The sequence below is a fragment of the Streptomyces sp. NPDC018029 genome (assembly GCF_044327655.1).
Lineage (GTDB): Bacteria > Actinomycetota > Actinomycetes > Streptomycetales > Streptomycetaceae > Streptomyces.
In genome coordinates this window covers 221,378-243,312 of the sequence record NZ_JBIRFV010000001.1, presented here as the reverse complement: position 1 = coordinate 243,312, position 21,935 = coordinate 221,378, and the positions used below count along the sequence as shown (strand labels likewise).

At 72.7% G+C, this 21,935-nt stretch carries 19 protein-coding genes, 1 pseudogene and 1 riboswitch; of the genes and pseudogenes, 6 read left to right on the top strand and 14 right to left on the bottom strand.

Going from position 1 to position 21,935, the window contains the following annotated elements; all coding sequences use genetic code 11:
• Positions 1 to 78 precede the first annotated feature (78 nt).
• The 7 genes and pseudogenes from ACH4D5_RS01060 to ACH4D5_RS01030 all read right to left on the bottom strand — a co-directional run bounded on the left by ACH4D5_RS01060 (position 79) and on the right by ACH4D5_RS01030 (position 8,570).
• Positions 79 to 522: a transglycosylase SLT domain-containing protein gene (locus ACH4D5_RS01060; protein WP_398297250.1), complete on the bottom strand. Its 444-nt coding sequence runs from the start codon at positions 520 to 522 to the stop codon at positions 79 to 81.
• A gap of 345 nt (positions 523 to 867) precedes the next feature.
• Entirely contained in the window at positions 868 to 1,722 is an 855-nt protein-coding gene (locus ACH4D5_RS01055; RefSeq protein ID WP_398297248.1) for an ECF transporter S component, read from the bottom strand.
• The gene (locus tag ACH4D5_RS01050; protein ID WP_398297246.1) at positions 1,719 to 3,434 is read right to left on the bottom strand and encodes an ABC transporter ATP-binding protein; all 1,716 of its coding nucleotides are present in this window, start codon (positions 3,432 to 3,434) and stop codon (positions 1,719 to 1,721) included. Before ACH4D5_RS01050 ends, ACH4D5_RS01055 begins: the two co-directional genes overlap by 4 nt.
• 752 nt (positions 3,435 to 4,186) lie before the next feature.
• Positions 4,187 to 5,302, bottom strand: a pseudogene (locus tag ACH4D5_RS01045) (energy-coupling factor transporter transmembrane component T); the annotation flags it as partial.
• A gap of 54 nt (positions 5,303 to 5,356) precedes the next feature.
• Positions 5,357 to 6,025 (bottom strand): SCO2322 family protein, encoded by a 669-nt coding sequence (locus ACH4D5_RS01040; RefSeq protein WP_398297244.1) that lies wholly within the window; start codon positions 6,023 to 6,025, stop codon positions 5,357 to 5,359.
• Entirely contained in the window at positions 6,022 to 7,239 is a 1,218-nt protein-coding gene (locus ACH4D5_RS01035) for a prenyltransferase/squalene oxidase repeat-containing protein (protein ID WP_398297242.1), read from the bottom strand. Before ACH4D5_RS01035 ends, ACH4D5_RS01040 begins: the two co-directional genes overlap by 4 nt.
• 141 nt (positions 7,240 to 7,380) lie before the next feature.
• A riboswitch (cobalamin riboswitch) is annotated at positions 7,381 to 7,452 on the bottom strand.
• A gap of 56 nt (positions 7,453 to 7,508) precedes the next feature.
• Positions 7,509 to 8,570, bottom strand: a complete 1,062-nt coding sequence (locus tag ACH4D5_RS01030; protein ID WP_398297240.1) for an MBL fold metallo-hydrolase — start codon at positions 8,568 to 8,570, stop codon at positions 7,509 to 7,511.
• Between the two features lie 197 nt (positions 8,571 to 8,767).
• Here ACH4D5_RS01030 and ACH4D5_RS01025 point away from each other — a divergent pair, with 197 nt between their 5' ends.
• Together ACH4D5_RS01025 and ACH4D5_RS01020 are read left to right on the top strand one after the other, a co-directional pair.
• A complete protein-coding gene (locus ACH4D5_RS01025; protein ID WP_398297238.1) occupies positions 8,768 to 10,234 on the top strand; it encodes an aldehyde dehydrogenase in 1,467 nt (488 codons plus the stop codon).
• Positions 10,234 to 10,467 (top strand): ferredoxin, encoded by a 234-nt coding sequence (locus ACH4D5_RS01020; protein WP_398297236.1) that lies wholly within the window; start codon positions 10,234 to 10,236, stop codon positions 10,465 to 10,467. Before ACH4D5_RS01025 ends, ACH4D5_RS01020 begins: the two co-directional genes overlap by 1 nt.
• 38 nt (positions 10,468 to 10,505) lie before the next feature.
• On the opposite strand, the gene ACH4D5_RS01015 is transcribed toward ACH4D5_RS01020, so the two are convergent.
• Positions 10,506 to 11,144 (bottom strand): TetR family transcriptional regulator, encoded by a 639-nt coding sequence (locus ACH4D5_RS01015; RefSeq protein ID WP_398297234.1) that lies wholly within the window; start codon positions 11,142 to 11,144, stop codon positions 10,506 to 10,508.
• A gap of 217 nt (positions 11,145 to 11,361) precedes the next feature.
• On the opposite strand from ACH4D5_RS01015, the gene ACH4D5_RS01010 reads away from it, so the two are divergent.
• The 3 genes from ACH4D5_RS01010 to ACH4D5_RS01000 are packed head-to-tail and all read left to right on the top strand — an operon-like array spanning position 11,362 to position 14,581.
• Positions 11,362 to 12,738: a glycosyltransferase family 4 protein gene (locus ACH4D5_RS01010; RefSeq protein WP_398297232.1), complete on the top strand. Its 1,377-nt coding sequence runs from the start codon at positions 11,362 to 11,364 to the stop codon at positions 12,736 to 12,738.
• Entirely contained in the window at positions 12,738 to 13,490 is a 753-nt protein-coding gene (locus ACH4D5_RS01005) for a class I SAM-dependent methyltransferase (RefSeq protein WP_398297230.1), read from the top strand. The genes ACH4D5_RS01010 and ACH4D5_RS01005 overlap by 1 nt, the downstream gene beginning before the upstream one ends.
• Positions 13,487 to 14,581, top strand: a complete 1,095-nt coding sequence (locus ACH4D5_RS01000) for a prenyltransferase (RefSeq protein ID WP_398297228.1) — start codon at positions 13,487 to 13,489, stop codon at positions 14,579 to 14,581. The genes ACH4D5_RS01005 and ACH4D5_RS01000 overlap by 4 nt, the downstream gene beginning before the upstream one ends.
• Here the strand turns inward: ACH4D5_RS01000 and ACH4D5_RS00995 are convergent.
• Positions 14,575 to 14,868 (bottom strand): hypothetical protein, encoded by a 294-nt coding sequence (locus ACH4D5_RS00995; RefSeq protein ID WP_398297226.1) that lies wholly within the window; start codon positions 14,866 to 14,868, stop codon positions 14,575 to 14,577. The genes ACH4D5_RS01000 and ACH4D5_RS00995 overlap by 7 nt on opposite strands.
• A gap of 140 nt (positions 14,869 to 15,008) precedes the next feature.
• Between ACH4D5_RS00995 and ACH4D5_RS00990 the strand changes: the two genes are divergently transcribed.
• On the top strand, positions 15,009 to 15,560 hold the full coding sequence (locus tag ACH4D5_RS00990; protein ID WP_398297224.1) for a hypothetical protein: 552 nt from the start codon (positions 15,009 to 15,011) through the stop codon (positions 15,558 to 15,560).
• A 36-nt stretch (positions 15,561 to 15,596) separates the two neighbouring features.
• Here the strand turns inward: ACH4D5_RS00990 and ACH4D5_RS00985 are convergent, their stop codons facing one another.
• The 5 genes from ACH4D5_RS00985 to ACH4D5_RS00965 form a co-directional block, all read right to left on the bottom strand.
• Entirely contained in the window at positions 15,597 to 16,607 is a 1,011-nt protein-coding gene (locus ACH4D5_RS00985) for an LLM class F420-dependent oxidoreductase (protein WP_398297222.1), read from the bottom strand.
• 116 nt (positions 16,608 to 16,723) lie between these two features.
• Positions 16,724 to 17,599, bottom strand: a complete 876-nt coding sequence (locus ACH4D5_RS00980; RefSeq protein WP_398297220.1) for a hypothetical protein — start codon at positions 17,597 to 17,599, stop codon at positions 16,724 to 16,726.
• Between the two features lie 181 nt (positions 17,600 to 17,780).
• Positions 17,781 to 18,806 (bottom strand): N-acetylmuramoyl-L-alanine amidase, encoded by a 1,026-nt coding sequence (locus ACH4D5_RS00975; RefSeq protein ID WP_398297218.1) that lies wholly within the window; start codon positions 18,804 to 18,806, stop codon positions 17,781 to 17,783.
• 78 nt (positions 18,807 to 18,884) lie between these two features.
• Entirely contained in the window at positions 18,885 to 19,535 is a 651-nt protein-coding gene (locus ACH4D5_RS00970; protein ID WP_398298466.1) for a class I SAM-dependent methyltransferase, read from the bottom strand.
• Between the two features lie 130 nt (positions 19,536 to 19,665).
• The gene (locus ACH4D5_RS00965; RefSeq protein WP_398297216.1) at positions 19,666 to 21,405 is read right to left on the bottom strand and encodes an MFS transporter; all 1,740 of its coding nucleotides are present in this window, start codon (positions 21,403 to 21,405) and stop codon (positions 19,666 to 19,668) included.
• Between the last annotated feature and the right edge of the window lie 530 nt (positions 21,406 to 21,935).

The following is a 21,935-nucleotide window of genomic DNA, read 5'->3' as shown; positions in this document are numbered from 1 at the left end:
CGGCGATTGAGGGCGAACTCGGCGAAGCCGGTGATGCGGCGGTGCTCAGTGGAACCGTTCAGGCGCCTGTCGCAACGCTCAGTACCAGCCGTTCGCCTGCCAGTGGCTCCACGCGCCGGTCGGGCTGCCGTAGCGCTCGTTCATGTACTTGAGGCCCCACTCGATCTGGGTCTCGGGGTTGGTCTTCCAGTCGGCGCCCGCGGAGGCCATCTTCGAGCCGGGCAGGGCCTGGACCAGGCCGTAGGCGCCGGACGAGGAGTTGGTCGCGCTCGGGTTCCAGCCGCTCTCGTGCGAGACGATCTTGTCGAACGCGGCGTACTGCGCCGGGTCCGGGATCATCTTCTTGGCGATCGCCTTGGCGGACGCGGGAGCGGCGGCCGGGGCGGCGGCCTTCGTGGTGGTCGGGGTGGCTGCCTGAGCCGGTGCCGCGGCGAAGACCATGCCGGAGGCGGCGGCGGCGACGAGGCCGCCGGTGATGGCCTTCTTCGGGGAAGCGATGCGGCGGATGAGCGAGGCGGACACAGAGGACCTTCCGGTGGGGAACGGGGCGGTCGCGGCGCACGCCGTGGCACACGGAAGTGTGGGGGACATGCGGCGGCGCCGAGGCCCGGGTGGGCTGTCGGCGCCTTGCGACTCATCCAGAGAAACAGGCCCGAGCCCTCGCCGCAATGACCCCGTTTACTAGTGGAAGCCGCACCCGCGCCAAATGTCCATTGTGTGACGTGGCTCTCAATGCCCAGGTCAGAGCGGGTATTGATGCGTGTACGTCAAGACGTGCGGGCTACTGGCCTCTTTCGTAGAGGACCAAGGTCCTGTGGGCCGCCTCACGCTCGCGGGACCTCGATGTGACGCGCCGCGTCGGTTCCCTCACGCCTTCGGGGCCTCGAATGTGACCGGCGCCTCGAACGCCGCCCGGCGCGTGGCCCGCCGGAGCGCCTTCAGGACGGCGGGGCCGAGCGCGAGGCTCAGCAGCACGGTGACCACGGCCCGCGGCAGGTCCCAGCCGAGCGAGGTCGCCAGGCAGTACGCGACGAAACGGCCGAGGTTGTCCACGAGCGGGTCGCCCGGCACGAAGGACACACCGGTGGCCCCACCGGCGAGATAGGGCCAGCCCTGGAGGTTCATCACCGTGCCGTACAGCACGGACGAGACCGCTCCATAGACCGCGAGCAGCCACAGCTCACGGCGGCCGCGCAGGGTGTCGGGCCCCGGCAGCAGCCCCGCGCCCATGCAGACCCAGCCCATCGACAGCATCTGGAACGGCATCCACGGCCCGACACCACCGGTCAGCAGCGCCGACGCGAACATCGACACCGCCCCCAGCACGAACCCGAAGCCGGGCCCGAGCACCCGGCCGCTCAGCACCATCAGGAAGAACATCGGCTCGATGCCCGCCGTCCCCGCGCCCAGTGGCCGCAGCGCGGCACCGGCCGCGGCCAGCACGCCCAGCATCGCGATGGCCTTCGCGTCAAGCCCGACGTCCGCGATGGTCGCCACCACGACGGCGAGCAGCAGCGGAAGCAGCGCCGCGAACAGCCACGGCGCGTCCTGCGCGTGATCGCTCAGCCCCGAGCCGCCGTCCGCGAGCAGCGGCCACCCGAACGCGGCCACGCCCACCGCGCTGACCAGCGTGAGCGCGACGACCGACCGGAGGCCGAGGCGGATGGGACGAACCCGGCGCGGGCCGTCCGGCCCGGCGGAGTCCTTCCGCACCGCCCTCACGACGCGCCCTCCCGGTCCCCGTCCAGTGCCTGCCGTACCTGCGCCACCGTCAGCCACTCCTGCGGCGCGAGGATCTTCGTGACCTGCGGAGCGAAGGACGGCGACGACACCACGATCTGCTCGGTGGGACCGTCCGCGACGACCTCGCCGTCCGCGAGGATCACCACGCGGTGGGCGATCTCGGCAGCCAGCTCCACGTCGTGCGTGGCCAGCACAATCGCGTGCCCCTCGGCGGCGAGCCCCCGCAGGATCCCGACCAGCCGCGCCTTCGCCGCGTAGTCGAGGCCGCGGGTCGGCTCGTCCAGGAGGAGCAGGGGCGGGCGTGTGGCCAGGACGATCGAGAGGGCGAGCGCAAGCCGCTGTCCCTCGGAGAGGTCCCGGGGGTGCGTGTCGTCGGCGATGCCGGGCAGCAGCTCGCTCACCAGGGCGCGGCAGGCCCCCGGTGCCGCACCGGCGTCATGGTCGGCGGCCGCGCACTCGGCGGCCACGGTGTCCGCGTACAGCAGGTCGCGCGGTTCCTGCGGGACGAGGCCGACGTGCCGGATCAGCTGCCGCGGGGCCGTGCGGTGGGGGACAGCGCCGCCCACCCGGACCGTCCCGGAGGTGGGCTCCAGCAGGCCGACGAGGGCGGAGAGGAGGGTCGACTTCCCGGCGCCGTTGCGGCCCATCAGGGCGACGGTCTCGCCGGGCGTGACGGTGAGGTCGACGCGGCGCAGCGCCTCGACGCGGCCGCGGCGCACGGCGAGGCGCTCGACGCGGGCGGCGGCTGTGTCTGCTTCGGATGTACGAGGTGTACGAGGTGTACGAGGCGTACGTTCCTTGCGCAGCCGGGACCACCGGCCGGGGGCCCGATGCTCGGCGGCCGGTTCGGCAGGCGTTTCCCGTGGCGGACCGGCCGCCGCGAGCCGCTCCCGGAGCCCGCCCGCCCTGCGCCGCGCGTCCCGCACGGTCAGCGGCAGCGGCGACCAGCCGGCGAGGCGGCCGAGCGCGACCACCGGCGGGAAGACGGGGGAGCGGGCCATCAACGTCGCCGGGTCGCCGAGCACCGGAGGCTCGCCCGGCGCGGCGAGGAGCAGCACCTGGTCCGCGTACTGCACCACCCGCTCCAGGCGGTGCTCGGCCATCAGGACCGTGGTGCCCAGGTCGTGGACGAGCCGCTGCAGCACGGCGAGGACCTCTTCGGCGGCGGCCGGGTCGAGCGCGGACGTCGGCTCGTCGAGGACGAGGACCCGCGGGTGCGGGGTGAGCACCGAGCCGATGGCGACGCGCTGCTGCTGGCCGCCCGACAGGGTCGCGATGGGGCGGTCGCGCAGATCGGCGAGGCCGAGCAGGTCGAGGGTCTCCTCGACGCGCCGCCGCATCACGTCAGGGGCGAGCCCCAGCGACTCCATCCCGTACGCCAGCTCGTCCTCGACGGTGTCGGTCACGAAGTGCGAGAGCGGGTCCTGGCCGACCGTGCCGACGACGTCGGCGAGCTCGCGCGGCTTGTGCGTACGGGTGTCGCGCCCCGCCACCGTCACGCGGCCGCGCAGGGTGCCGCCCGTGAAGTGCGGCACGAGCCCGCTCACGGTGCCGAGCAGCGTCGACTTGCCCACCCCGGACGGCCCGACGAGCAGCACGAGCTCCCCCTCGGGGACGGTGAGGTCGACCCCGCGGACGGTGTCCCCGGCGGCCCCCTCGTACGCCACCGACACATCCTCGAAGCGGATCATGAGGTCTCCTCGGGGGGTGTGGGGGATGCGGGCGTGGTCGATTCGCCGTCCCGGCGTGCGGGGGCTGTTCGCCATGCGGCGGGGGAGGGCCGTTGCGCGGGGGCTGCGGGGCGCCCCGGGACCGGGGCGGTCGGCTCACCGGTCCGGGCGGGCGGTTCGCCGGGGTGCTCCGGAGCGGGGTTGCCGGCGCGCTCCGGGGCCGGTCCGGCAGCGTGTTCCGCGGCCGGTTCGCCGGGGTGTTCTCGGGTCGGTTGGTCGGCGTGTTCCGCGGCCGGTTCGCCGGGGCGTTCCGGTACCGGTTTGTCGGGGTCTTCGGGGTCTTCGGGGTCTTCGGGGTCTTCGGGGTCGTCGGGCTCCGAGGTGCTGGCGTGCTCCGGGGTCCGCGTGGCGCGACGGACGGGCCCGGTTGCCCGGGCGGCCTCGGTGGATCCGGTGGATCCGGTGGATCCGGTGGATCCGGTGGCCTCGGTGGCGTCGGCGGTCCCGGCGGGCTTGGTGGGCCTGGTGGTCTCGGTGGTTCCGGCGGGCCTGGTGGGCCTGGTGGCCTCGGTGGTCCCGGGGGCCCCGGTGGTCCTGGTGGCCTCGGCGGCCCCGGTTGCCTCGGCGGCCCCGGTGGTCCTGCTGGCCTCGGTGGCCCCGGTGGTCCCAGCGGGCCTGGTGGCCTCAGTGGTCTCGGGGGTCCCGGCGGCCCGGGTTGCCCCGGTTGCCCCAACGGCCCCGGTGGCCCCGACACCGCGGGACATGTTCTCCGCCGGGACCGGTGCCACGAACGCCGGGAGGAGGCCGATCAGGACTGCCGCCGCGGGCCACAGCGGCAGCGTCGGGGCTACCAGCGGTACGACGCCGGGGTGCAGCGCGGCCGGGTCGTGCGACGCGGCCCAGATCGTCAGTCCCGCCACCGCGATCCCGGACGCGGAGACCAGCCAGGCGCGCGGGCCCCACGGGTCGGGCCGGTAGCGGGTGCGCACCGAGCGGCGGCCGCCGAGCCGCAGCCCCGCGAGCACGGCGAGCAGCCCGACCAGCAGGAAGGGCAGGCCGTAGACGGTGCCCTGCGCGGTCAGGAGTCCGTACGTCCCCACGCACACGCCCATCAGACCGCCGAGCGTCAGCACGGCCGTCGCCCTGCGCACCCCGGCGGGGACGGGCGCGGTGCGGCCGAAGCCGCGCGCGTCCATAGCGGCGGCCAGCGCGACCGACCGCTCCAGCGCGCCCTCCAGGACGGGCAGGCCGACCTGGAGGAGTCCGCGTATCCCCTTGTCGGGCCGGCCACGCAGCCGCCTGGCCGCCCGCAGCCGCTGGACATCGGTGATGAGGTTGGGGGCGAAGGTCATCGCCACGACCACCGCCACCCCCACCTCGTACAGCGCCCCCGGCAGCGACTTGAGCAGCCGGGCCGGGCTCGCCAGGGCGTTCGCGGCGCCGACACAGATCAGCAGGCCGGCCAGCCTGATCCCGTCGTAGAGCGCGAAGGTCAGGCCCTCGGCCGTGACGCGGCCGCCGATCCGCACGCCCTTCGCCCAGTCGGGCAGCGGCACCTCGGGCAGCGTGACGACGGTGTGCGTGCCGGGGATCGGCGAGCCGAGCACGATCGCGAAGACGAGACGGATCGCGATGACGACCAGGCCCAGCTTCACGAACGCGCCGTACGACTTCGCCCACGGCGCCGACGTCCGCCGCGCCGCCACCACATATCCGGCGACGCCGATCAGCATGCCGAGCAGCAGCGGATTGGTCGTGCGGGACGCCGCGGTGCCCAGGCCGATGGCCCACACCCACCAGGCGCCCGGGTGCAGGGCGTTGCTCCGGTGCGCCTCGGGGGCGAGGCGGCGCCGGAGGGGTCCTGGCACGCTGCTGCCGTGGTCGGTCATGGTGCTCTGCTGTCTGTCCGTGGGCTGTCCGTGTCCGTGGGAGTCCGGGCCCGCTCAGCCGCGGCGGCGCCGGGCCTGCCAGATCCCGGCACCGCCGAGCAGCGCGACGGCGGTGATCCCGGCGATCAGACCGAGGGAGGGTCCGCCGTCGTCCCCGTCCGTGTCGGGCTTGCTCTCGGTGGTCGTCTCCTGCCGGCCGGCGCCGTCCCCGGAGACCTGCTCGCCGCAGCCCGACTTCGGGTAGCCGTCGATGGCGCAGAGCAGGGCCTTGGTGTCGTAGCGCAGCGGCTTGGCGACGGCGGCGAGGGCGTCCGCGCTGGTGGCGTCGGAGGCGACGCGGGCGCAGGCTCGCCGGGGCGCGGGCGGTGTCTCGCCCTTGGGTGCGTCCTTCGGCAGGCCGAAGTCGATGACCAGCGCAACCCGCTTGCGGCCGTCCTCGGCGGGCGTGCTCGCGCAGATGTCCTCGAAGTCGGCGGGGCCGCGCGGCCGGGCCGAGTCCTGGGAGTCGTCGGAGACGGAGAAGCGGAATCCCTGCACGTCACCGTCCTCGGGGCGGGCGGTGCCCGGCCCCTGGCTGGCATACGTCCACTGGTCGCCGTCCCGCTCCCAGAACGACCAGTAGCGGTAGCCGGCGGCCTGAGCGGGCGCGCCGGCGAGGAGGCTCAGCAGGGCGGCGAGGACCACCCCGGCCGCCGCGCCGAGCCGCAGCCGGCCGCGGGTCACGGCTGCTGCTTCTTGCGGTTGCCGCTGTACAGGAAGCCGATGCCGATGCCGGCGACCATGCCGACGCCGATGATCCACCAGATGCTGACGCCGCCGTCGTCGTCCTTCTTCTCGTCCGCGTCCGCCGTGGCGGAGGCATCCGCGTCCTGCGGGGCCGGGCCCTGCGCGTTCAGCTGCTTCACGAGGTCGGCGCCGCCGAAGTCGCGGGGGTCCATGCCGGTCGCGTGCGCGGCGAAGATCAGTTTGGCGTACGCGGCCGGGCCGCCCTGCTTCGCCCAGTCCGCGGAGTTCTTCGCGAGCCACTCGGCGGACTTCTTCGCCTGCTCCTGCTGCCCGGCGGCGGCGAGGGCGACCACGGTGTCGGTGGTGCCGCCCGTGTCCGGCACGTCGGAGGCGCCGATCAGGTGGTCGTCCGTCTTGCCCAGGGTGTCCAGCAGATAGCCGGTGCCGTTGCTCGCGGCCTGCGCGGCGGTGTCCGGCTTCGCGCACTTGGGCGCGGAGGTCTCGCGCTTCTTGGGGGGCGACACGACCAGGCCCTTGCCGAGGCTGCCGAGCACGCCGGCCGCGGTGGCGGCGGCGTTCGGCGTGAGCTTGCCGGACTTGGGGTCGGCGAGACCGAAGGCGCCGTTCTCCTTGTCGCAGTCCATGACGAGCTTCGGCAGCGCGTCGTAGGCGGACTTGCCGTCCTGGGACTTCACGGCCGCGGGGTTCTGGCCCGCCGCGACGAGGGCGCCGATCACGATGCCGGTGGAGTTCGCGTCGGTGGGCAGGCCCGGGTTGTAGCCCCAGCCGCCGTCCTGGTTCTGCACGGACTTCAGCCACTGGACGCTCTTCTTGACCGTCGCGTCCTGGTGGCCGAGCGCGGCGAGGGCCTGTACGGCGGCGGCGGTGGAGTTGCTGTCCACCTGCGTCTTGGAGTCGCACGGCTCGCTCGCGTCGGCGCGGTAGGCCGCGAAGCCACCGCTCGCGCACTGCTGACCGGTCAGCCAGTCGACGGCCTTCGTGGCGGGCTTCACGCCTTCGGTGTGCTGGGCGAGCAGGGCGTACGACTGACGGAAGACGCCGTCGAACTTGGGGTCGCCCTTGCCATAGAGGCCCGAGGGGAGCGCGGTCGAGGGCGACGGCTTCGCGTCGTCCGCGAAGGCGGCCGGTGCAGCCACCGAGCCGAACACGGCTACGGCGGCCAGGACCGCGGCGCTGCGGCGAACGTTCATGATGCGGCGGGTTGCCTCTCCCTGCGGGGAGCGGGGCGGCACGGCGCGTGCGAGCACGGCTACCGGGCGGCTCCGGCTCCGTATACCTCGACGGTGCCGCTCATCGGGGTCCGATGAAGCGAGCCGGTCACGATCCGCACAGGGCATTCCGGCTCACCACGTTCGTGGTTGTACGGCTGCGGGTCAGCGCCGGATTCGCACCGGCTTCCCCCTGCGTGGACGTGAGGACGACGCGCCCACTCTACCGGCCGGTCGGCGCGCGCCCCGGGTCACACCGCCACGAACGTGACCGGATCGCTCCCCGCCACGGCCTCCGCGCGGCCCAGCTTCACCAGGCGCCGCACATGCGCCTCGGCCTCCGAGACCGCGATGTTGCGCGAGGCGTAGGGGATCTCGGCCCAGGGGCGGTTCCACTCCATGCGCGCGGCGATCTGCCAGGGGGTGAGGGGCTCGGCGAGCAGGGTGAGGAGTCCGGTCAGGCGGTCCTCGTGGTGGGCCAGGAGTGCGCGGACGCGGGCGGGGGCGTCGGTGAAGGCGCGCTGGTGGGCGGGGAGGATCTCCGCGGGGACGAGGCGGCCGACGCGTTCCAGGGAGTCCAGGTAGTCACCTAGGGGGTCCGTGGCCGTCTCGGCGTCCGGGTCCTCGTACAGGCCGATGTGCGGGGTGATGCCGGGCAGCAGGTGGTCGCCGGAGAAGAGGCGGCCGTTGCCGGGCAGGCCCGTGGGGTGGTCCTCCTCCAGGTGCAGGCAGACGTGTCCCGGTGTGTGGCCGGGCGTCCAGATCGCGCGCAGCCTTCGTCCCGGCAGGGCGAGGAGTTCGCCGGGGGTGATGGAGCGGTCGGGGAGGGCGGGCGCCAGGCCGGGGAGCTTGCGGGGGCGGCCCTCGTCCCTGGCGCGGACCAGCGGGGCGAGGTGGTCGGCGGGGGCGCCGGCGGCGGTGAGCTTGTCGACCAGGTACGCGTACCAGCGGTCCGGAGGGCTGGAGCGGGTGCGGTGGACCACGGCCGCGTCGGCCTCGTGCATCGCGACCCATGCCCCGGAGGTGTCCCTGACCCGCTGGGAGAGCCCGTGGTGGTCGGGGTGGTGGTGGGTGATGACGACGCCGTGCACGTCGGCGGCCGCGACGCCGCACGCGGCGAGCCCGGCGGTGAGGGTGTCCCAGGAGGTGGGGTCGTCCCAGCCGGTGTCGATGAGGACAGGTCCCGCGTCGGTGTCCAGGAGGTGGACGAGGGTGAAGCCGAGGGGGTTGTCGGGGATCGGGACCTTGATGCTCCAGACGCCGCCGCCGTGCTCGATCACCGGCGGGTCCGTCGCCTGCGGGGTCGGGGTCATGGGGCCTCGTCTCTGGTCGCCGGGTGCCGCCACTGTCGTCGCCGGGTGCCGCCACTATAACTAGAACTAGTTTCAATGGTCGCCCAAGTCGACTGACTCTGCGACGAGTTGCCCCTTCCGCTCGTGGACTCCGCCAACTAGAACTGGTATCAGTTCTGAAACAGTGTCAGGAACCGCCCGCCAGGAGGCAGTCAGCCATGACCGAGCTCGTGGAACACGGACAGCTGTTCATCGGCGGGGAGTTGGTGGACCCGCTCGGCAAGGACGTCATCGACGTCGTCTCCCCGCACACCGGCGAGGTCTTCGCGCGGGTGCCGCACGCGGCCCCCGCCGACGTCGACCGCGCCGTCGCCGCCGCCCGCAGGGCCTTCGAGCACGGCCCCTGGCCACGGATGACGCTGGACGAGCGCATCGAGGTCATCACCAAGATCAAGGACGGCTTCGCGGTACGCCACGAGGAGATCGCCCGCACCATCAGCACCGAGAACGGCACCCCCTACACCTCCAGCGTGATGGTGCAGGCCCTCGCCGCGATGATGGTGTGGGACGCGGCGATCACCGTCGCCCGCGACTTCACGTACGAGGAGGCGCGCGACGGGGTCCTCGGCAGGATCCTCGTCCGGCGCGAGCCGATGGGCGTCGTCGCGGCCGTCGTGCCGTGGAACGTCCCGCAGTTCACCGCCGCCGCCAAGCTGGCGCCCGCGCTGCTCGCCGGCTGCCCGGTGATCCTCAAGACCTCCCCGGAGGCGCCCCTCGACGCGTACATACTCGCCGAGCTGGCCGCAGAGGCGGGGCTGCCCGAGGGGGTCCTCTCGATCGTCTCCGCCGACCGCGAGGTGAGCGAGTACCTCGTCGGCCACCCGGACGTCGACAAGGTCTCCTTCACCGGCTCGGTCGCGGCGGGCAAGCGCGTCATGGAGGTCGCCGCCCGCAACCTGACCCGTGTGACGCTGGAGCTCGGCGGCAAGTCGGCCGCCGTCGTCCTGCCGGACGCCGACGCGGCGAGCGCGGTCGCCGGCATCACGCCGTTCGCCTGGATGATCAACGGCCAGGCGTGCGTGGCCCAGACCCGCATCCTCGTGCCGCGCACCCGCTACGACGAGTTCGCCGAAGCCTTCGCCGCCGCCGCGTCCGCCCTCAAGGTCGGCGACCCCCTCGACCCCGCCACCGAACTCGGCCCGCTGGTCGCCCGACGCCAGCAGCAGCGGTCCCTCGACTACATCCGCATCGGCCAGGAGGAGGGCGCCAAGCTCCTCGCGGGCGGCGGCCGGCCGCCCGGTCTCGATCAGGGCTGGTACGTCGAGCCGACGCTGTTCGGCGGCGTCGACAACTCCATGCGCATCGCCCGCGAGGAGATCTTCGGGCCCGTCATCTGCCTGCTGCCGTACGGCGAGGAGAGCGAGGCGGTGCGGATCGCCAACGACTCCGACTACGGGCTCAGCGGCAGCGTCTGGACCGCCGACGTCGAGCACGGCATCGACATCGCGCGGCAAGTGCGCACGGGGACGTACTCCGTGAACACCTTCAGCCTCGACATGCTCGGCCCCTTCGGCGGCTACAAGAACTCCGGCCTCGGCCGCGAGTTCGGCCCCGAGGGCTACGGCGAGTACTTCGAGCACAAGATGATCCACCTCCCCGCGGGCCATGACGGGAGTGGTGCCTGATGGGTGACCGCTGGCGCGTCGAGGTCGACCGGTCGGTCTGCATCGGCTCCGGGATGTGCGTGCTCACCGCGCCCGGCGGCTTCGAGCTGGACACCGCCCGACAGTCACACCCCACCGCGGCCGAGACCGACGCCGACGAAAAGATCCTGGAGGCCGCCGAGGGCTGCCCGGTCGAGGCGATCACGATCGCGCTCGCGGACGGCGGCGAGATCGTCTTCCCGCCGGAGGAGTAGCCGGGACAAACACCGACCGCCGTACGCCCGCGCCCCGTTCACCCTCGTCGTGGCGCGGGCGCCCGGGTCTCCGCCGTCAGGTCGATGAGTCTGCACACCGTCTCGATGTCGATCTTCACCTGGGCGATCGAGGCCCGGCCCGAGAGCCAGGTGATCAGCGCCGAGTGCCAGGTGTGCTCGATGACCCGCACCGCGGACAGCTGCTGCGCGGTCGGCGTCTCGGTCAGCCCCATCGCGTCCAGGATGATCGCCGTCGTCAGCCGGGACACCGTGTCGACCTCGGGACTCACCGAACGGTCCGCGAAGGTCAGGGCCCGCACCATCGCGTCCGCCAGATGCGGCTCGCGCTGCAGCGCGCGAAAGGCCCGCATCAGCGTCTCCGCGACCCGCTCGGCGGGCGTCTCGCCGGCCGGCGGGCGCTTCCTGATGGTCGTGTGCATGTGCTGCAGCTGGTCCTGCATGGTGGCGACCAGCAGATGGACCTTGGAGGGGAAGTAGCGGTAGAGGGTGCCGAGGGCGACCCCGGCGGCCTCGGCGACCTCGCGCATCTGCACGGCGTCGAAGCCGCCCCGGCTGGCCAGTTGGGCACTGGCGTGCAGGATGCGGCGGCGGCGCGCCTCCTGGCGCTCGGTGAGGGGCGGCGCCGCAGGGTTCGCCGCCTTGACTTCCGCTGTCATGTCGATGCCCCTCCGAAAAAACGCCTCGCGAGATCGCACAGCATGGCAGGGAGCCCGTGGTGGCGCGAATCACCTGATCCGGGCCTTACACCTCGCCTACCTGCCGGTAGATTCAAAGCTCGTCCAGCGATCATTCAGCGATCAAGTCTGAAACTTGTTCTAGATTACCGTCCCGGCGTAACCTCGCGGAGAACTGCAGGGAGAAGGGGGCCGAGAGGTGACCGCTGAGGCCATGGAGGCAGGCCCCCGAAAGGGCTCAGGCACCGACGGCGAGCGCCCGTTGCGCATCGCTCTCCTCACGTACAAGGGGAACCCGTTCTGCGGGGGACAGGGCGTCTACGTACGCCATCTCTCGCGCGAACTGGCCCGGCTCGGCCACAGCGTCGAAGTGATCGGCGCCCAGCCCTATCCCGTCCTGGACGAGGGCCCGGGCCTCGTGGGTCTCAAGCTCACCGAGCTGCCCAGCCTCGACCTCTACCGCTCGCCCGACCCCTTCCGCACGCCCAGGCGCGAGGAGTACCGCGACTGGGTCGACGCCCTCGAAGTGGCGACGATGTGGACCGGCGGTTTCCCCGAGCCCGTCACGTTCAGCCTGCGGGCCCGGCGGCATCTGCGCGCCCGGCGCGGCGACTTCGACGTCGTGCACGACAACCAGACCCTCGGCTACGGCCTGCTCGGCGACCTCGGCGCGCCCCTGGTCACCACCATCCACCACCCCATCACCGTCGACCGGCAGCTGGAGCTGGACGCCGCGCCCGACTGGAAGCGCCGCGCCTCCGTCCGCCGCTGGTACGCGTTCACCCGCATGCAGAAGCGCGTCGCGCGCCGCCTGCCCTCGGTCCTCACCGTCTCCGGCACCTCACGCCAGGAGATCATCGACCACCTCGGCGTCCGCGACGACCGGATCAGCGTCGTCCACATCGGCGCCGACACCGGCCTCTTCTCGCCGGACCCGGCCGTCCCGGAGGTGCCCGGACGGATCGTGACCACCTCAAGCGCCGACGTGCCGCTCAAGGGCCTCGTCCACCTCGTCGAGGCGCTCGCCAAGGTCCGCGCCGAACACCCCGGCGCCCACCTCGTCGTCGTCGGCAAGCGCGCCGAGGACGGGCCCGTCGCCCAGGCCATCGAGCGCTACGGCCTCGAAGGAGCCGTCGAGTTCGTCAAGGGCATCACCGACGCCGAGCTCGTCGACCTCGTCCGCTCGGCGCAGGTCGCCTGCGTCCCTTCGCTGTACGAGGGGTTCTCGCTCCCCGCTGCCGAGGCGATGGCCACCGGCACCCCGCTCCTCGCCACCACCGGCGGCGCGATCCCGGAGGTCGCGGGCCCCGACGGGGAGACCTGCCTCGCGGTCCCGCCGGGCGACGCGGGCGCGCTTGCGGTCGGCCTGAACCGGCTCCTCGGCGACCCGGAGCTGCGCGCCCGGCTCGGCACGGCGGGCCGCGCACGCGTCCTCGCCAAGTTCACCTGGGCGCAGGCCGCCAAGGGCACCGCAGACCGCTACCGCGAGGCCATCGCCCGCGCCGCGGCCACGAACCCCGGCCGCGCCGCCGCGGCCACCACGACGTACTCGACGCACTCCGGGAGCCATCGCTGATGCTGACCGTCGACTTCACCCGCTTCCCGCTCGCTGCGGGCGACCGCGTCCTCGACCTGGGCTGCGGCGCGGGCCGGCACGCCTTCGAGTGCTACCGGCGCGGCGCGCAGGTGGTGGCCCTCGACCAGAACGCCGAGGAGATCCGCGAGGTCGCCAAGTGGTTCGCCGCGATGAAGGAGGCGGGCGAGGCACCGGCGGGCGCGACCGCCACCGCGATGGAGGGCGACGCGCTCAACCTCCCCTTCCCCGACGCCTCGTTCGACGTCGTGATCATCTCCGAGGTCATGGAGCACATCCCCGACGACAAGGGCGTCCTCGCGGAGATGGTCCGCGTCCTCAAGCCGGGCGGCCGCATCGCGGTGACCGTCCCGCGCTACGGCCCCGAGAAGGTCTGCTGGGCCCTCTCCGACGCCTACCACGAGGTCGAGGGCGGCCACATCCGCATCTACAAGGCGGACGAGCTGCTCGGCCGGATGAAGGAAGCCGGACTCAAGCCGTACGGCACCCACCACGCGCACGCGCTGCACTCGCCGTACTGGTGGCTCAAGTGCGCGTTCGGCGTCGACAACGACAAGGCGCTGCCGGTGCGCGCGTACCACAAGCTTCTGGTCTGGGACATCATGAAGAAGCCCCTCGCCACCCGCGTCGCCGAGCAGCTGCTCAACCCCGTGGTCGGCAAGAGCTTCGTCGCCTACGCCACCAAGCCGCACCTGCCGAAGGCCTCGGCCGACGCCGCGGCGGCCGCCAAGTGACGAGCCCGGAGCGGACCGAACACCTCGTCCTGCCCGGCGTCCTGACGGCCGGTCAGGCCGCGGCGACGGTCCGCGGCATCCTTGCCGTCCAGCGCGAGGACGGCGCCATCCCGTGGTTCCGCGGCCACCACCTCGACCCGTGGGACCACACCGAGGCCGCGATGGCGCTGGACGCGTCGGGCGAACACGCGGCGGCCGAGCGCGCCTACGAGTGGCTCGCCCGCCACCAGAACGCGGACGGCTCCTGGTACGCGGCGTACGCCGACGGTGACCCGCACGACGTCACCGACCGCGGCCGCGAGACCAACTTCTGCGCGTACCTCGCGGTCGGCGTCTGGCACCACTACCTCTCCACCGGCGACGAGGCGTTCCTGGACCGCATGTGGCCCGCCGTGGTCGCCGCCGTCGAGTTCGTCCTGGCGCTGCAGCAGCCGGGCGGCCAGATCGGCTGGAAGCGGGAGGACGACGGCACGCCCGTCACGGACGCGCTCCTCACCGGCTCCTCCTCCATCCACCAGGCGCTGCGGTGCGCCCTCGCCATCGCCGAGCAGCGCGACGAGCCGCAGCCCGACTGGGAGTTGGCGGCCGGCGCCCTCGGGCACGCGATCCGCCGCCACCCCGAGCGGTTCCTCGACAAGGACCGCTACTCGATGGACTGGTACTACCCGGTCCTCGGCGGCGCGCTGACCGGCGCGGAGGCCAAGTCCCGTATAGAGGAGGGCTGGGACCGCTTCGTCGTCCCCGGCCTCGGGGTGCGCTGCGTGGTCCCGAACCCCTGGGTCACCGGCGGCGAGAGCGCCGAACTGGCCCTCGCGCTCTGGATACTGGGCGAGTCGGACCGCGCCCTGGAGATCCTCCAGTCCATCCAGCACCTGCGCGACCCGGAGTCGGGCCTGTACTGGACGGGCTACGTCTTCGACGACAAGGCGATCTGGCCCGAGGAACTCACCACCTGGACGGCGGGCTCCCTGCTCCTGGCAGCGGCGGCCCTGGGCGGCGACGAGGCCACCTGCGCTGTCTTCTCGGGCGACCATCTGCCGCGGGGCCTCGCCCCCGAGTGCTGCGAGCCGCCGGAGCAGCCGTCTCAGTAGCGGCGCAGGCGGTTCGCGACGGCGTGGCCGATGAACAGGTAGACCACTGCGGCGAGGCCGTAGCCGGCAACGACCCTGGCCCAGGTCTCGTCGAACGTGAACAGATCGTGTGACCAGCCTGCCAGCCAGCGGGCCGCGTCGTGGATGAACTGGACGAGGTCGTTGGCGCGGTTCGCGTCCAGCAGGTACATCAGGATCCACAGGCCGAGGATGGCGGCCATGATGTCGGCGACGAGCGCGATGACCCGTGCCGCGGTGCTGCCGTGGGAGTTCCGCGTGGGAGACATGGCGTCCGGGTACCGGGGAAGCCGCCGTTCGAAACCCGTTCGGGTCCACCCCGGTGGCGGGGCCCGGCGACCCGGGTGAGGGTGCGAGCAAGGTCCGCGCGCGACCGCGCGCACCTCAGCCCACGCCTGGAGGCCCCGCCGTGCCCAGCACCGTAACCGTCCGCCGTGCCGGAGTTTCCCTCACGCTCTGCTGCACCCTGCTGGCCGGTGCGACGGCCTGCGGCGGCAGCGGCGAGGACACCGCCACCGCGTCCGCGCCGTCCACCAGCAGCAGCGCCGAGAAGCAGAAGTTCGCCAAGACCCGCTTCGTCGCCAACGCGGGGCTCGCCGCGGGGGCGACCTACCAGTGGATCGTGAAGCCGTACCGCGCGGGCAAGTTCAAGAAGGGCGCCAACGGCCGCAAGTTCGCCCTGGTCAAGGCGGGCCTCGCGGGCGCGTTCACGTACAACAGGCTGAAGGCCGCGACGAAGAACGCGAAGGGCGACCCCACCCTCTCCAAGGCGGTGGCCCCGCTGACGTCCGGCATCGACGCCCTGAAGGACCTCCCCTCCAAGCTCCGCAAGGGCGAGGGGACGGACTCGGTCGTGAACTCCTTCGACGACATCATCAAGGACGTGAAGGGCGCGGGCAGCAAAGCGGGTGCCGAGGTCAAGGACAAGGTGCCGTCGGCGGGCGAGCTGGCGAAGGGCTGACGCGCACCGGCGCGGGCGTGGTCGTGGGCGTGGGCGTCAGGAGTTGAGCTCGGCGAGGACCCGCAGCGTGTGCGGGTCCGGGGCGAGCACGAGCAGGTCCGTCACCGGACCCTTGCGCCACAGTTCGAGCCGCTCCGCGATCCGCGCCCGCGGCCCGATCAGGGAGATCTCGTCCGCGAAGGCGTCGGGCACGGCGAGGACCGCCTCTTCCCTGCGCCCGGCGAGGAACAGCTCCTGGATGCGCCGGGCCTCCGCCTCGTACCCCATGCGGGCCATCAGGTCGGCGTGGAAGTTGCGGGCGGAGTGCCCCATTCCGCCGATGTAGAAGCCGAGCATGGCCTTGACGGGCAGCAGCCCCTCGGCGACGTCGTCGCAGACCTCGGCACGGGCCATCGGGGCGATCAGGAAGCGCTCCGGCACGTCGGCGAGCGACGCCTCGTACACGTCCGTCCGCAGCGGCGACCAGTACAGCGGCAGCCAGCCGTCCGCGATCCGCGTCGTCTGCGCGATGTTCTTGGGACCTTCCGCGCCGAGCAGGACGGGCAGGTCGGCGCGGAGGGGATGGGTGATCGGCTTGAGGGCCTTGCCGAGGCCGGTGCCGTCCGGGCCGTCGTACGGATGGGAGTGGAAGCGGCCCGCCACCTCCACCGGACCCTCGCGCCGCAGGACCTGCCGGATCACCTCGACGTACTCCCGCGTCGCGGTCAGCGGCGACTTCGGGAACGGCCGCCCGTACCAGCCCTCCACCACCTGCGGCCCGGAGAGCCCGAGCCCGAGCATCATCCGCCCGCCGGAGAGGTGGTCGAGGGTGAGCGCGTGCATGGCGGTGGTGACGGGGGAGCGCGCCGCCATCTGCGCGACGGCCGTGCCCAGCTTGATCCGCGAGGTCCGCGCGGCGATCCAGGTCAGCGGCGTGAAGGCGTCCGAGCCCCAGGCCTCGGCGGTCCACACGGAGTCATAACCGAGCCGCTCGGCCTCCTGGGCGAGGTCGACGTGCCCGGGGTCGGGGCCGCGCCCCCAGTAACCGAGTGCGAGCCCGAGCCGCATAGGCCTGCCTCCCTGGTGAGCTGACGGCGTGTCAGATTTGGTGTGCCGGGGAGGGACTGTACGACAACGGCCCCCCGCCCGGAAGGGCGAGGGGCCGCGGTACCGCTGCGCGGACGTCAGCCGCGCTGGATCCCCGTGGTGTCCTGCAGCACGCCGCGACGGCCGTCCTGCGTCTGGGCCACCAGGCCGGGGCCGCGCTGCTCGACGGCCAAGTACCAGGTGCCGGGCGCCAGTTCGGCGATCGGCGTGGGCGAGCCGTCCTCCGCGTACAGCGGACGCGGCACCGGCACGGCGAACCAGAACGGCGAGAAGTCACCGGCCGGCTGCGCCTGCGCGGGCGGCGGGGTCTGCCCGGCCTGCGGCTGCGGCTGCCCGCCGAAGGACTGGCCGCCCTGCGGCTGGCCCGGCTGACCGCCGTAGGGCGCACCCGGCTGCGGCTGGCCCGCGCCGGCGCCCGGGTAGCCGTAGCCACCCTGCGGCTGGCCGCCGTAGGGCTGCGGGGCCATCGGCTTCGGGGCGCCCATGAGGGGGGCCTTCAGCGCAGGAACGATCAGGCCCGCGACCGCACCGGCGGCGAGCACGAGGGCGGCGATCAGGCCGAGGATGAGGCCGACACCGGCGTCGGGGGACTCGCTGCTGCCCTGGCCGCCGCCGAACTGGCTGAGCTGCTTGAAGATGACGCCGAAGGACTGGTCGGTGTCGAAGATCGCACCGAGCGAGGACCAGGCGGCGGCCACCGTGAAGGCGACGCCTAGCTGTCCCAGGTCGAGGCCCGCGACCTTGCGCTGCGGCTGCATGGCGCGGCCGACCACGATGAGCGCGGCACCGATGATGCCGAGCAGGTACACGCTCATCAGCAGGTTGCCGTTGTCCCAGGCGTTGGGGACATCGTCACCATCGCCGTCGAAAGTGCCGAGGAACGAGGCAATGAAGAGCAACACCGCTGCTCCGATCACCACGCCGTCGCCTCGAGTGAGGGAGCGGAAATTCACTTCAGGTCCTTCGTCAGTCGTCTCGTCAGTGGAGGCGTCGCTGTCGCCGTAGTCGCGTTCGTGTCGCGGTGCGCGAAGCGCGGGGGTGGCCCCTCATCGTAGGGAGGACAATATCGTCCGGACACGCGGGGTGTCTGCTCGGGATAAAGACGTCCACGCTTCGTCGCGAAGACGTTCACTTCTACTTCCGCAGGAATCCCGCGATTCCCTCAGAAATGCCCTGTGCCGCCTTCTGGCGCCACTCGCCGCTCTTCAGCAGCGCCGCGTCCTTCGCGTCCCGCATGTTGCCGCACTCGATGAACACCTTGGGGACGGTGGAGAGATTGAGGCCGCCGAGGTCCTTGCGGACGTCGAGGCCGGTGCCGCCGCCGACGTAGTTGGAGGGGGCGCTGCCGGTCGCGCTCACGAAGGCTCCGGCGATGCGTTCGCCCAGCTCGGCGGAGGGGGCGACGATCGCGGATGTGTCGGCCGCGCCGGACTTCACCTTCGCGGGCAGGATCACGTGGTAGCCGCGGTTGCCCGCGCCGGAGCCGTCGGCGTGGATGGAGACCACCGCGTCGGCGTTGGCCTTGTTGCCGATCCGGGCGCGCTCGTCGACGCACGGGCCCCAGGGGCGGTCGCCGTCCTGGGTGAACTTGACCGTGGCGCCCTCCTTTTCGAGCAGGACGCGCAGGCGGCGGGAGACATCCAGGGTGAACTTCGCCTCGGTGTAGCCGTCGTTGGTCGACGTGCCCGTGGTGTCGCACTCCTTATGGTTCGTGCCGATGTCGACCTGACGGTTGATTTCCGCCGTGTGACGGAAGTTGCCGGGGTTGTGGCCGGGGTCGACCACGACGACCTTGCCCTTGAGGGGGCCGTCGGCGGCGGGGCGGCGCGGGGGCGTCTTCGTGGCCGAATCGTTGTCGTCGCCGCCCTCGCCCTTGCCGCTCTTGCCGTCTTTACCCTTTTCCTCCTCCTCATTGGACTTGCCGGGCTTGCCGGGCTCGCCGGTTCCCGAGGAGGAGGACGCGTCCTGTCCTGGGGACGCGCTCGACGACGCCGGCAGCGATCTCGCGGGTTCGTTCCCGTCGGACCCGCTCGTCGCCTGGTGGACGAGCCAGCCCACCAGACACGTCGGTACGAGCACGGCGACGGCCACCGTCAGCGGACGGCCGATGCGGCGCTTGGGCGGCTGGGACGGATCGAATTCCGGACCTACGTACGACACGAGGGCGAGCCTATCCGTGGGGCAGGATCCCCGCTCGGGTACGGGGCGGCGGTCGGATCCCCTCGGGGCGGGCGAGGGTCAGATCCCCGCGCCCGTCCGGCGCAGCACCCGCAGTGACTCCGTCACCGCCGTCTCGGTGAACGCGCCGGACTCCAGAGCCCTGAGGTAGACGCGGTACGGCGCCTGCCCGGTCATGATGTCGACCGGGTCGGGGAACACGTCGTGGATGACGAGCAGCCCGCCCTCGGCGACGTGCGGCGCCCAGCCCTCGTAGTCGGCCGTGGCGTGCTCGTCCGTGTGGCCGCCGTCGATGAAGACCAGGCCGAGCGCGCCGCCCCACGCCTTCGCCACCTGCGGGGAGCGCCCGACGACCGCGATCACGTGGTCCTCCAGGCCCGCCCTGTGCAGCGTGCGGCGGAAGGTGGGCAGCGTGTCCATCCGGCCGACCTCGGGGTCCACCGTCTCCGGGTCGTGGTACTCCCAGCCGGGCTGCTGCTCCTCGCTGCCGCGGTGGTGGTCCACGGTGATCGCGACGACGCCGGCCTGCCGGGCCGCGTCCGCCAGCAGGATCGTGGAGCGGCCGCAGTACGTGCCGACCTCCAGGAGGGGAAGCCCGAGCGCCGCGGCCTCCGTGGCGGCCGCGTACAGCGCGAGCCCCTCGTCACGGGGCATGAAGCCCTTGGCGGCCTCGAAGGCGGCGAGAATCTCCGGCTTGGGCTCGACGGCCATGGCTTCCTCCGGGGCGGGTGCGTGCGCGGATGCGTGTGTGGGTGGGGGCGGTGCGGTCCGGCTCATGATGCACGGCACCCCCGCCACTGCGGTGACGGGGGTGCCGGGTGACGCTTGCCGTGTGCCCCGGTCAGGCCGGGACGTCGCTCTCGCTCTCGCGCGGCAGGGCCAGGTCCATCCGGACCGGGCGGTTCTCGCCGGGGTGGGCCGCCGCCGAGGCGAGCGGACCGTGACCCGCCGCGCGCACCGCCAGGACGTACGAGCCGTCCCCGGGCACCGCCAGCTCGTACTGTCCGCCGTCGTCCGTCAGGGCCGCGCCCGCCTGCTGCCCCCTGCGGTCGATGAGCGTCACCTTCGCGCGGGGCACGGGTGTCCCCGCCGCGTCCCGCACCTGGCCGTGGAAGCCGGCGAGCGCCTCGGCCGCGCGCTCCAGGTTGGCGTCCTCCTCGCTGCTGGCCCGCAGCTGCGTGGTCGTGGAGCGGCGCGCGGAGGGCAGCAGCAGCGCGAAGAGCAGGCCGACGGCGACCGCTCCCGTGGCGATCAGGAACGAGACGCGGAAGCCGTGCATGGTGGGCACGGCGACGCCGCCGACGTGGTCCGCGGTGTTGGCGAGGACCATGCCGATCACGGCGCTCGACGCCGACGTGCCGATCGAGCGCATCAGCGTGTTGAGGCCGTTGGCCGCGCCCGTCTCGGACGGGTCGACCGAGCCGATGATGAGGGCGGGCAGCGAGGAGTAGGCGAGGCCGATGCCCGCGCCGAGGAGCACCGCGATGACGACGGTCTGCCAGGCGGCGCTCATCAGGCCGAGCCCGGCGCCGTAACCGATCGCGATGATCAGCATGCCGAGGATGAGGGTCACCTTCGGGCCGTACTTCGCCGAGAGGCGGGCGTAGACCGGGGCGGTGAACATCATCGTCAGGCCGAGCGGCATCACGCACAGGCCCGCGACGACCATCGACTGGCCGAGGCCGTAGCCGGTCGCCGTGGGCAGCTGAAGGAGCTGGGGCAGGACCAGCGAGACGGCGTAGAAGGCGACACCGACCATGATCGAGGCGAGGTTGGTGAAGAGCACCGAGCGGCGGGCCGTGGTGCGCAGGTCCACCAGCGGGGCCTTCAGGCGCAGTTCCATCACGCCCCACAGGACGAGGACGACGGCCGCGGCGCCGAAGAGGCCGAGCGTCAGGGCCGAGGTCCAGCCCCAGTCGCTGCCCTTGGTGATGGGGAGGAGGAAGAGGACGAGGCCGGCGGAGAGGCCGAACGCGCCGAGCACGTCGAAGGTGCCCTGGGCGCGGACCGGGCTCTCCGGGACGAAGACGAGGGTCAGGACGATGGAGAGGACGCCGAGGCCCGCCGCGCCGAAGAAGAGGGCGTGCCAGTCGGCGTGCTGCGCGGTGAGCGCGGCGAGCGGCAGGGCGAGGCCGCCGCCGACGCCGATGGAGGAGCTCATCAGGGCCATCGCCGAGCCGAGCTTCTCGCGGGGCAGCTCGTCGCGCATCAGGCCGATGCCGAGCGGGATGGCGCCCATGGCGAAGCCCTGGAGGGCGCGGCCCACGATCATCACGATCAGGTTGTCGGTGAAACCGCAGACCAGGGAGCCGACGACCATCACGGCGAGGCTGGTGAGCAGCATCTTCCGCTTGCCGTAGAGGTCGCCGAGGCGGCCCATGATCGGCGTGGAGACGGCGCCCGCGAGCAGGGTCGACGTCATGACCCAGGTGGCGTTCGACGGCGAGGTGGCGAGCAGTGCGGGCAGATCCTTGATGACCGGCACGAGGAGGGTCTGCATCACCGCCACGACGATGCCGGAGAACGCCAGTACGGGGACGACTCCGCGTATGCCACGTGGGTGGGTCGTCGACATCGACATAGGTGGGGGCCTCCGGCGAAGGTCGGGTTCGGCAGGTACTTGTAGATCGAACCTGTATCCCTGGGCGACTATTCCGACGGGTGTCGTACGAGGGGAATTCTTGACCTGCTGTTAACCGAGTCATCAGCCGCGCGCCGAGGCCCCGCTCGCGAGACCATCCCATCTGACCTTCCGTCAGATTGAAACGTGTTCTACTCTGCCTCCGTCCCGGCAGCTGCCACCGGCGAGGATGCGCAGGGAGATCGCGATGGGCGTCGGAATCACGCGGGAACAAGGGGAGTTGGCCTCGGCGGTACGCGGCTGGCTCGCGCGCGCCGCACCCCCGGAGGGGAGGCGCGCACTGCTCGACGCCGCCGAGCCCTCGGAGGAGGGGCGCGCGTCGCCCGCTGCCGGCGGGCCCTCCTCGGAGGAGACGGGCGAGCTGCACGACCCCGCCTCCCCGCCGAGTCCGGGCGGGGAGGGCTCCGCCCCCAGTGCCGCCCGGCCGCCTCGCCCGGACGGGGATAGCTCCGCCCCCGGTACCTCCCCGC

What these genes read in the sequence shown, in the direction of transcription:
- ACH4D5_RS01050 (WP_398297246.1), bottom strand. Translation starts at nt 3,434, where the DNA reads ATGATCCGCTTCGAGGATGTGTCGGTGGCGTACGAGGGGGCCGCCGGG.
- ACH4D5_RS01035 (WP_398297242.1), bottom strand. Translation starts at nt 7,239, where the DNA reads ATGAACGTTCGCCGCAGCGCCGCGGTCCTGGCCGCCGTAGCCGTGTTC.
- ACH4D5_RS01030 (WP_398297240.1), bottom strand. Translation starts at nt 8,570, where the DNA reads ATGACCCCGACCCCGCAGGCGACGGACCCGCCGGTGATCGAGCACGGC.
- ACH4D5_RS01025 (WP_398297238.1), top strand. Translation starts at nt 8,768, where the DNA reads ATGACCGAGCTCGTGGAACACGGACAGCTGTTCATCGGCGGGGAGTTG.
- ACH4D5_RS01020 (WP_398297236.1), top strand. Translation starts at nt 10,234, where the DNA reads ATGGGTGACCGCTGGCGCGTCGAGGTCGACCGGTCGGTCTGCATCGGC.
- ACH4D5_RS01015 (WP_398297234.1), bottom strand. Translation starts at nt 11,144, where the DNA reads ATGACAGCGGAAGTCAAGGCGGCGAACCCTGCGGCGCCGCCCCTCACC.
- ACH4D5_RS01005 (WP_398297230.1), top strand. Translation starts at nt 12,738, where the DNA reads ATGCTGACCGTCGACTTCACCCGCTTCCCGCTCGCTGCGGGCGACCGC.
- ACH4D5_RS00995 (WP_398297226.1), bottom strand. Translation starts at nt 14,868, where the DNA reads ATGTCTCCCACGCGGAACTCCCACGGCAGCACCGCGGCACGGGTCATC.
- ACH4D5_RS00985 (WP_398297222.1), bottom strand. Translation starts at nt 16,607, where the DNA reads ATGCGGCTCGGGCTCGCACTCGGTTACTGGGGGCGCGGCCCCGACCCC.
- ACH4D5_RS00970 (WP_398298466.1), bottom strand. Translation starts at nt 19,535, where the DNA reads ATGGCCGTCGAGCCCAAGCCGGAGATTCTCGCCGCCTTCGAGGCCGCC.
- ACH4D5_RS00965 (WP_398297216.1), bottom strand. Translation starts at nt 21,405, where the DNA reads ATGTCGATGTCGACGACCCACCCACGTGGCATACGCGGAGTCGTCCCC.